The organism is Catenibacterium sp. UBA627 (genome assembly GCF_002299355.1).
Taxonomy (GTDB): domain Bacteria; phylum Bacillota_I; class Bacilli_A; order Erysipelotrichales; family Coprobacillaceae; genus Catenibacterium; species Catenibacterium mitsuoka.
In genome coordinates, this window is record NZ_DBPF01000135.1 from 1 (window position 1) to 8,761 (window position 8,761).

8 protein-coding genes are annotated in these 8,761 nt (G+C 33.4%); 2 read left to right on the plus strand and 6 right to left on the minus strand.

The features are described 5' to 3' along the window. Nucleotides 1–87: 87 nt before the first annotated feature. Nucleotides 88–1,077 (plus strand): ornithine carbamoyltransferase, encoded by a 990-nt coding sequence (gene argF / locus B2S90_RS09115; RefSeq protein WP_278861498.1) that lies wholly within the window; start codon nucleotides 88–90, stop codon nucleotides 1,075–1,077. Beyond that, nucleotides 1,077–1,523 carry a hypothetical protein gene (locus B2S90_RS09120; RefSeq protein ID WP_055233707.1) on the plus strand — a complete coding sequence of 149 codons (447 nt, stop codon included), beginning with the start codon at nucleotides 1,077–1,079 and terminating at the stop codon, nucleotides 1,521–1,523. Before argF ends, B2S90_RS09120 begins: the two co-directional genes overlap by 1 nt. Before the next feature lie 49 nt (nucleotides 1,524–1,572). Here B2S90_RS09120 and B2S90_RS09125 read toward each other — a convergent pair whose 3' ends face one another. From B2S90_RS09125 to B2S90_RS09150, 6 genes are all read right to left on the minus strand, one after another. Further along, nucleotides 1,573–2,481: a DNA recombination protein RmuC gene (locus tag B2S90_RS09125; RefSeq protein ID WP_055233708.1), complete on the minus strand. Its 909-nt coding sequence runs from the start codon at nucleotides 2,479–2,481 to the stop codon at nucleotides 1,573–1,575. 1 nt (nucleotide 2,482) lies between these two features. After that, a complete protein-coding gene (gene rlmD / locus B2S90_RS09130) occupies nucleotides 2,483–3,766 on the minus strand; it encodes a 23S rRNA (uracil(1939)-C(5))-methyltransferase RlmD (RefSeq protein ID WP_286696936.1) in 1,284 nt (427 codons plus the stop codon). Then, nucleotides 3,763–4,749 (minus strand): YihY/virulence factor BrkB family protein, encoded by a 987-nt coding sequence (locus B2S90_RS09135; RefSeq protein ID WP_238703676.1) that lies wholly within the window; start codon nucleotides 4,747–4,749, stop codon nucleotides 3,763–3,765. Before B2S90_RS09135 ends, rlmD begins: the two co-directional genes overlap by 4 nt. A gap of 29 nt (nucleotides 4,750–4,778) precedes the next feature. Further along, nucleotides 4,779–6,062: an HlyC/CorC family transporter gene (locus tag B2S90_RS09140; RefSeq protein WP_278861569.1), complete on the minus strand. Its 1,284-nt coding sequence runs from the start codon at nucleotides 6,060–6,062 to the stop codon at nucleotides 4,779–4,781. A gap of 150 nt (nucleotides 6,063–6,212) precedes the next feature. Continuing rightward, nucleotides 6,213–7,361 (minus strand): lactaldehyde reductase, encoded by a 1,149-nt coding sequence (gene fucO / locus B2S90_RS09145; protein ID WP_055233711.1) that lies wholly within the window; start codon nucleotides 7,359–7,361, stop codon nucleotides 6,213–6,215. Between the two features lie 194 nt (nucleotides 7,362–7,555). Continuing rightward, nucleotides 7,556–8,344: an LPXTG cell wall anchor domain-containing protein gene (locus B2S90_RS09150; protein WP_286696934.1), complete on the minus strand. Its 789-nt coding sequence runs from the start codon at nucleotides 8,342–8,344 to the stop codon at nucleotides 7,556–7,558. Between the last annotated feature and the right edge of the window lie 417 nt (nucleotides 8,345–8,761).

Below are 8,761 nucleotides of genomic sequence, written 5' to 3' on the forward strand. Positions count from 1 at the left end.
CTGAAAAATATACTAAACTTATTGAAGAATTACGAGAAATTGGTAAAGTAGTAGGTAAAGAAATATAAGTAGAAAGGAAGTATAGTTATGGATTTACACGGGAGAAGTTTTTTAACACTTAAGGATTATACTAAGGAAGAAATCTATTATCTTCTAGACTTGGCTAAAAAGCTAAAGTCTAAGAAGAAAGCAGGAAAGATTGGTCATTCACTCGAAGGTAAGAATATTGCCTTATTATTCGAAAAGACATCTACACGTACAAGATGTGCTTTTGAAGTAGGTGTTCTTGATGAAGGAGGACATGCTACTTTCTTGACTCAGTCACAGATGGGAAAGAAGGAGTCAATTGAAGATACAGCAAAAGTACTAGGTAGAATGTTTGATGGGATTGAATTTAGAGGATTTAAGCAGGAAAATGTTGAAGCATTAGCTAAGTATTCAGGAGTACCTGTATGGAATGGTTTAACAGATGTTGACCACCCTACTCAGACTTTAGCTGATTTCCTTACTATTCAGGAACATCTAGATAAACCTTTAAATGAGATCAAGTTTGTCTTTACTGGTGATATTAGAAACAATGTATGTTATGGATTAATGTATGGTGCATGTAAGGTGGGAATGCATTTTGTATGTTTAGGTCCTAAATCATTAGAAATGGATCCAGAAGTGGTGGCTTATTGTCAGGAAGAATGTAAAAAGTCTGGTGGAAGTTTGACTATTACTGATGATACAGATGCAGTAGATGGTGCTGATGTTATCTATACTGATATCTGGGTTTCAATGGGTGAAGATGAATCATTGTATAAGCCAAGAGTGGAATTATTAAGTCCATTTAAAGTAACCAAAGAATTAATGAGTAAGACACATAATGACAATACATTATTTATGCATTGCCTTCCATCTTACCATGATTTCGAAACAGAAACAGCAAGAGTAAAACATGAACAGGGGTTAGATGTTCGTGAAGTGGATGATGAAGTATTCAGAAGCAAGAACTCTGTTGTATTTGATGAAGCAGAAAATAGACTTCATACAATTAAAGCTGTTATGGTTGCAACTTTAGGTAAAGAAGATTAATGAAACATTTATTTACATCTTACTATAATGACAAAGGCATGTATGTCATATATAACGAAGAGACTGCAAATGCAGATAGTGTGATTGAGTATGTGATTGTGATGTTAGAACAATTTATCAATACACTCGCAGAAGAATCCGATGAAACAATTGAGAATGTAATTGAGATTGTAGGTAAGGATTTTAATGATTTTGTTTCTAGTTATTATGAAGGAAGCTATGAACTACTTATTTCACAGGCAGTAGATCGTGGCTTTGCGAATGAATCACAGGAGTTAGTGGGAGTAAGAGATGAGAATGCGATTGGTATAGACTTAGAATTAAGTAATTATAGTGATCTCTTCTTATTGATGTCATTGGCTGTTTTGAGTTGTGATTATAGTGATAACGCGAAAGATATTATGACATATCTTGAAAGCATGAATAAAAGTAATTCACTTAATTAGTCTACTGGAGGAATTTCCCTCCAGTTTTTTTTACGCAAAAAGAAGAGGATTATTCCTCTTCTATAGCACCATCATAAGCTTGATTGATTGTTTTACTGATTTTATCTTTAGATTTCTCTAGTTCCTTCAGACTCTTTTCAAGAGTACTTAGGTTCTTCATAACTTTACCATAACGGTCATCTAAACGATCAGTATCACTCTTAAGCTTGATAATTTGTTTTTCTATTTCTTTAATATTCTCTGAACGGTTAAAGTCCTTAGTGATGTTAATAAGTGTAAAGACAACTCCCATAAGTGTAGAAGGAGAAGTCATTAATACCTTCTTATTATGCGCATAATCATACAGATCAGCACATTCATCACATAAATAGAGATAGATGGCCTCACTTGGAATAAACATTACCGCTTCTTCCAATGTTTCCTCGGTAATATATTTATTAGAAATATCATCTATATGTTTCTTAACATTCTTCTTGAATTCATTCTGATAAGAAATATCCTTTGGATTATCTACTATCTTTAAATAGTTTTCCATAGGAAACTTAGAATCAATAATTAATACTTTTGTATTACCAGGTAAGTGTAAAGCTGCATCACCTATCTTACCATTGGTTAAACGGTACTGTTCCTCATAGATATGCTGATTATCACCACAATAAAGAGATAGGATATGGTAGAGCTGATACTCACCAAAAGTCCCTCTCTTTTTTGTATTGGTCATAATCACATTGATTTCATGCATACCATCAATCATATGATTGATTTTAACATCGGACTGACCAAGTGATCTATTTGTTTCATTTAATAAAGAAATAATAGAATTATATTGTCCATCAAGTGATGAATGAACAGCCTCTGTCTGAATCATCTTATCATGAATTTTCATCTGTGATGTATAGAGAAGATAGATTACAACCACCAATAATACAATACAAATAATACTTAATACTATTTCCATATTACTTACGCTTTAAATCTACAATAATTTCTAAACGAGGTGTATGAGGTTCTTTATCTAAAGAAATTATAGTATTCACATCAAACATTTCTTCTAACTGATGTAATGTCTTTGCGAGAGTACTCATGTTATCAGAAACAATAATGACATGCTTAATACCTGATAAAGTGATAGACTTTAATAAGTCATCAGTCATTCCATCAACAGTTTCATTAATGATTAATGCATCATAACTATGATTCTTTAAATGATGTGCTGCCTGATCATTGACATTTCCAGCAATAAATAGCTTATTGTCTAACTCTAATCTCTTTGCATTTTCAGTGGCATCATGGATACTTACCTTATTGTCATCAATTGCAACAACCTTATTTTCTAACTGTAATTCCATGATTCCTGAACCACACCCCATAGATAAAACATCTTCCTTCTTATCTAATAAAGAAGAAATCTGTCTTGTCTTTTCATCATCCATTTCTGGATTAAGAATCATATCAGAACGTACTGAAATCTTGAAATCCTTATACTGAGCATGTGTCTGACCATAGATTCTCTTAAATCCCTGTTCATAGAAATCCTGATAACGAGATGTATTCACTGTATAATATAATGCAGTGACTTCATCTAATGCAGCAATCTCCTTAGTCACAGTCTGGCTGATACCATCCTGTCCAGTAACGAATGCCACCTGCATTTCTTCACCAATCTGTCGAATGATTAAGAATCTTAAGCCTTTCTTGAACTTATCATTATAATCACGACATTTATTTTCATTAAGAATATCTTCAATCTTCACAAGTAAGGAATTGATTTTCTGTGTCTGAAGAGGACAATGATCCATTAAAGTAAGGAATTTTGTTTCACGCTGGTAAACGCCCACACATAGCTTTCCACTGAAGTAAGTAATTGGGAAAGCAACGATATGACGATAATGTTCTGGCTCTTTCATTCCTACAACAGGCTTGATATCCAAGTCTTTTACAGATAAATCTGTATATTTATGAAGTGTTTCTTTTAATAATTCACGTTTATGAACTAACTGATCAGCATAATTCATATGCTTTAAAGCACATCCCATACACTGATTGTACTGATCACATTCAGGATCCTTTCTTGCTGATGAAAGCTTCTTATATGCAGTCACATGACCTAACATATAAGTCTGTGTCTTCTTATCGATTTCTACTTCAACCATTTCTAATGGTAAAGCATTCTGTACGAAGATAACCTTCTTCTTAATATAACCAATACCTTCACCATTAATACCAAGTTTCTTGATATTTATTTCTTCTCTATCTTTTCTTGGCTTTGAAGTGAATCTTCTTGGCTTTCTGTCAAAATCTTTTCTTGGCCCTCTATTTTCTTTCTTATAGCCTTTATCAGACCCCTTCTTGAAGCTTTTGCGGCTATCCTTTCTAGGTTTTTTGTCTTTGTCAAATTTTTTTCTTCTTGGTTTACTCTTTCCAAAATCTTCTCTTGCCATTTCGCGTTGTTCCTCCTTAAATATGCAATATGAGTCAAATACATTCCTACATAGAAAATCTCACTTGCCCAATCAAATACAAATAAGATAACACAGATTGAGGTAAGTGGTCCATATAAAGATGTAAGATCTGCATATTTAAAATAATAGTTTAATGCAATATATAAAATCACTATCCCACCAGAAGTTACAAAAGCTCCCTGAAGGGCTTCATGATATGTGATACGTTCTCTAGGCACTATCATATAGATAGCCATAAAAAATAGGACCATAATAAGAAATAATAGGACAAAGCGCATAAATGCAATGCCATATAAAAAATGAAATACTCTTGATATAGGTCCTGTCGCAAGTAATACAATTGAAATCAGTAATGTCCCAAGTAGTAGCATTGTCACCTTAAAGACATAAATATACCAGGCAATCACTGATTCACTTCTCTCTTCTACTGAAAACATCTTCTTAGAAATATCATAGATATTCCCTATACCTCTAGATACAGCATAAAAAGACCAAATAAACACTAATATAGAGACTGTATTTAAAGAGCTGCCCTTTAATGTATCAAGAAGCATCTCTGCATAAGCGGGCTGAATAAACTCTTTAATACCCATCTCTAGAATCTCTACGCTAATATGTAAAGAAGATGTCACAACTGCAATAATAGTTGTAGCAGGGATCAGCAGGATGATTAAATAAAATGATAAAGCAGCGCTAGAGAAACTAGGTACATAATAACGATAGTCATCATATATAGCCATTGCCTTATTATATATATCTTTCATGACTGCTCCCCTCCAAAAGAAAAAACACTTTAATCGTGTTTTTCTTCATTTTCTTTTTGACTTTCCTCTTCTGGGATAATAAGTCTCAATAATTCAATTCTGTTTTTATCAATCTTTTCAATAATAAACATACAGTCATCAACATAAACCTTCTGATGAGGATTTGGTGAACCATTCACCTGACCTAAGACAAGACCACCAATAGATTCAAATTCTTCTGAAGCAAATTCTGTACCACAGCGGTCATTGACTTCATCTATGTTTAAACTGCCATCTACTAAATAGACGTTTTTAGAGATCTTCTTTACTTCTTCACTATTGTCATCATATTCATCATCGATTTCACCAACGATTTCTTCGACAATATCTTCTAATGTCACAATACCAGCCATAACACCATATTCATCTAATACAACTGATAAAGAAACATGCTCCTTACGCATAGAAGCAAAAACATCTGAAATATGATTAAATTCATAAACGAAATAAGCATCACGCATATAATCCTTTACCTGGAAATGTTCATGATCAACAGGATTCATTAAGATATCCTTGATATGTAATACACCAACAATCTCATCACCCTCTTCTGAAAGAACAGGTAAACGAGAATACTGTGATTCCTGTAATACAGCAACCACTTCATCATAAGTCGCATCATAATCAACTGTAGCCACATGAATACGTGGCGTCATGATTTCTTTAATATCAGTATCACCAAAATCAAAGATATTATGCATCATTTCTTTTTCTTCATCTTCTAATACACCTTCTTCATGAGACACATTTACAATTGTTTTTAAGTCTTCTTCAGAAAGTGTAGGCTGTTGATCAATACTACCACCTAATATATGAATCAAGCCATGAGACACAGCTGTTAAGATAACAACAACTGGTGTAAATATGAAATTTATTAATTGAATAAAGCGACAGAATCTATAACATAATGCTTCTGCTTTACTTACAGCTAAAGTCTTTGGTGTAATTTCACCAAAAATAAGAATCATTAACGTAACAAACCCTGTTGCAACCGCAACACCTGTTCCTTCATTACCAAATACACTGATCACAAATGATGTAGTCAATGAAGAAGCTAAAATGTTGACAAGGTTATTGCCTACTAGAATTGTACTTAATAAATGATCTGTATCTTCTAAAAGATTAGAAACAATTAAAGCCTTGGCGTGATGAGGATCTTCTTCATCCTCACTTACAGTCTTTACTCTAATCTTAGAAACAGACATAAATGCAGTTTCTGCACTAGAAAATAAGCCTGACAATCCTATCAATATAATAAAAATAACAACCATCATTATCTGACTCGAGTCCACGACACTATCATACTCCTTTAATAACTCTATTGAGTGCTATATATAAAAGCACAAGTCTATTATACATTTTTTATAAGAAACATCAATAAAAAACAAAAAGGAGGAACAAAAGTTCCTCCCGATGAATGATTATTATTTAAGTAATGATCTATATAATGCTTCAATATCTTCTACTGAAGTATCTCTTGGGTTACCAGGACGGCAAGCATCAGCATATGCATCCTTAGCTAACTGAGGAATATCTTCTTCCTTAACAACACCCTTAAGAGTCATTTCGATACCTACATCTTCACCTAACTTCTTAACAGCATCTACAGCAGCCTTACGATATTCTTCCTGAGTCATACCATCAACACCTTCAACACCCATTGCCTTAGCAATGTCTTTATACTTTTCACCAGTATATTCAGCATTGTATTCCATAGTTGTTGGAAGTAAGATTGCACAAGCTTTACCATGAGGCATATCATAGTAAGCACTTAATGTATGAGCCATAGAATGGTCAACACCTAAACCTACGTTAGAGAATCCCATACCAGCAACATACTGACCTAAAGCCATACCTTCACGTCCTTCAGCAGTGTTTTCAACAGCACCTCTTAATGAACGAGCGATGATTTCGATAGCTTTAATATGGAACATATCTGAAAGTTCCCAAGCACCTTTAGTAATATAACCTTCGATAGCATGAGTTAAAGCATCCATACCTGTAGCAGCAGTTAATCCTTTTGGCATTGAAGACATCATTTCTGGGTCAACAACAGCAACTACTGGAATATCATGAGTATCTACACATACGAATTTACGTTTCTTTTCAACATCAGTAATTACATAGTTGATTGTAACTTCAGCAGCAGTACCTGCAGTAGTAGGAACAGCGATGATTGGAGTACAAGGATTCTTAGTTGGTGCAACACCTTCTAATGAACGTACATCAGCAAATTCAGGGTTTGTAATGATGATACCGATTGCTTTAGATGTATCCATTGAAGATCCACCACCGATAGCTACGATACAGTCAGCGCCTGCTTCTTTAAATGCAGCAACACCAGTCTGTACGTTTTCGATAGTTGGGTTTGGTTTAATGTTGCTGTAAAGAACATATTCAATACCAGCTTCATCTAATAAATCAGTTACTTTTTTAGTAACACCAAACTTTACTAAATCAGGGTCAGAAGCAACAAATGCTTTCTTAAATCCTCTTGCTTTAATTTCTTCAGGAACAGCTTTAATAGCACCTGCTCCATGATAACTTGTTTCATTTAACATGAACTTATACATGATTATCAATCTCCTTTTAATTAACTTTTCTGACTTCATGTTAACATTGTAAGTGTTATCATTCAAGTGACAGATAAGTGGATTTGTCACTTTGTGAATAAATTTACATAAAAAAAGACAACTGATTTCATTTCTCAATTGTCTTTTCTTTCCCATAATATTTCATTTTACTTACGCTTACTTTAATTGACAGATTATTCAGTAACTTTCTTTTTTGTAGCTAATACAACAGCAGCTAAAGCACTGACTACTAATAATGAAGCATATAATGCAGCATTCATAGTATCACCAGTCTTTGGTGCTTCTTTCTTTGTAGTAGTTGTAGTAGTTGTAGTATTTGTTTTCTTGTCATCTTTTGCTGCAGGTGCATTAGGTGTAATTGTAGTTGTACCTTTATTTTCTGCAGGTTTTGCAGGAGTAGAAGGCTTAGCTGGTGTAGTAGGAGTTACAGTTGGTGCTGGAGCCTTTACTGAAGTTTCTACATACATAGACTTATATTTATCCTGACCGTTTAATTCGAATGCAAAAGCAAATTCAATTTCAGAATACTTTGTCCAATCTACTGAAATCTGATTTCCAACTTCTTCATCATCATCCCAAGACCAAGTTTTTGCATTCATTAATGCATCTTTAGTAAATGTAATCTTACCTTTACCTTCTTCATTTACTTCTATTTTATTTTGAACTTCCAAAGGTTCGCCTAAACCATCTGTATCATAAATATAAAATTCACCATTGGAAACTGTTCCACCTTTAGCATCTACTTCAAAGACAATATCACTATCCCCTGTCCATTTTTTAGGTGTAAGTAAAGTGACTCCTGGGTAAAAATCTGCAGGTGTAGTTTCAGGTGTAGTTGTAGTTTCAGTAACAGCTGGAGTTTCTCCAGTTACTACTGCATCTTCTGCAAATACTGCTGTAGTAGATAATGTTGTTACTGATAAAGCACAAGCGACTAACATAGTCATTAATTTCTTGTTCATAATCGTTTTCTCCTTGTTTGATTTGTCCTAAAAAGAAGTCTTTTCAATTTTTTAATGATGTAAAAAGGCATAGAATATCTATTAAAAATAAATAATCCATGTCGATACACTATAAGTATATCAAAAAGATCAGAGTGTCCCTTCATATGTATTTCTTCTGTCTATCATAAGCGTAAAATGTTTATACATAATTGTCTACCCTTCTTATAGATTACTTATATAATCCTTTTCAAGACTTATATTATTATACCATTTTATTATAATAAAACTTGAGAAGCAGCATAAAAAAGCTGTATTTAGAGCGAATGTTGTATTATGCAAAAAAAAGAGATCTTATTTCAGATCTCGTAACAGTTCATCTAACTTTGGTGGTAATGCTTCTATCAGCATATCAGCTAATTCTTCAGGCTTCAGCTT

Bases quoted from the DNA above. Each gene is read 5' to 3' on its own strand.
- B2S90_RS09120 (WP_055233707.1), top strand. From the start codon at position 1,077: ATGAAACATTTATTTACATCTTACTATAATGACAAAGGCATGTATGTC.
- B2S90_RS09125 (WP_055233708.1), bottom strand. From the start codon at position 2,481: ATGGAAATAGTATTAAGTATTATTTGTATTGTATTATTGGTGGTTGTA.
- B2S90_RS09140 (WP_278861569.1), bottom strand. From the start codon at position 6,062: ATGATGGTTGTTATTTTTATTATATTGATAGGATTGTCAGGCTTATTT.
- fucO (WP_055233711.1), bottom strand. From the start codon at position 7,361: ATGTATAAGTTCATGTTAAATGAAACAAGTTATCATGGAGCAGGTGCT.
- B2S90_RS09150 (WP_286696934.1), bottom strand. From the start codon at position 8,344: ATGAACAAGAAATTAATGACTATGTTAGTCGCTTGTGCTTTATCAGTA.
- B2S90_RS09135 (WP_238703676.1), bottom strand. From the start codon at position 4,749: ATGAAAGATATATATAATAAGGCAATGGCTATATATGATGACTATCGT.
- argF (WP_278861498.1), top strand. From the start codon at position 88: ATGGATTTACACGGGAGAAGTTTTTTAACACTTAAGGATTATACTAAG.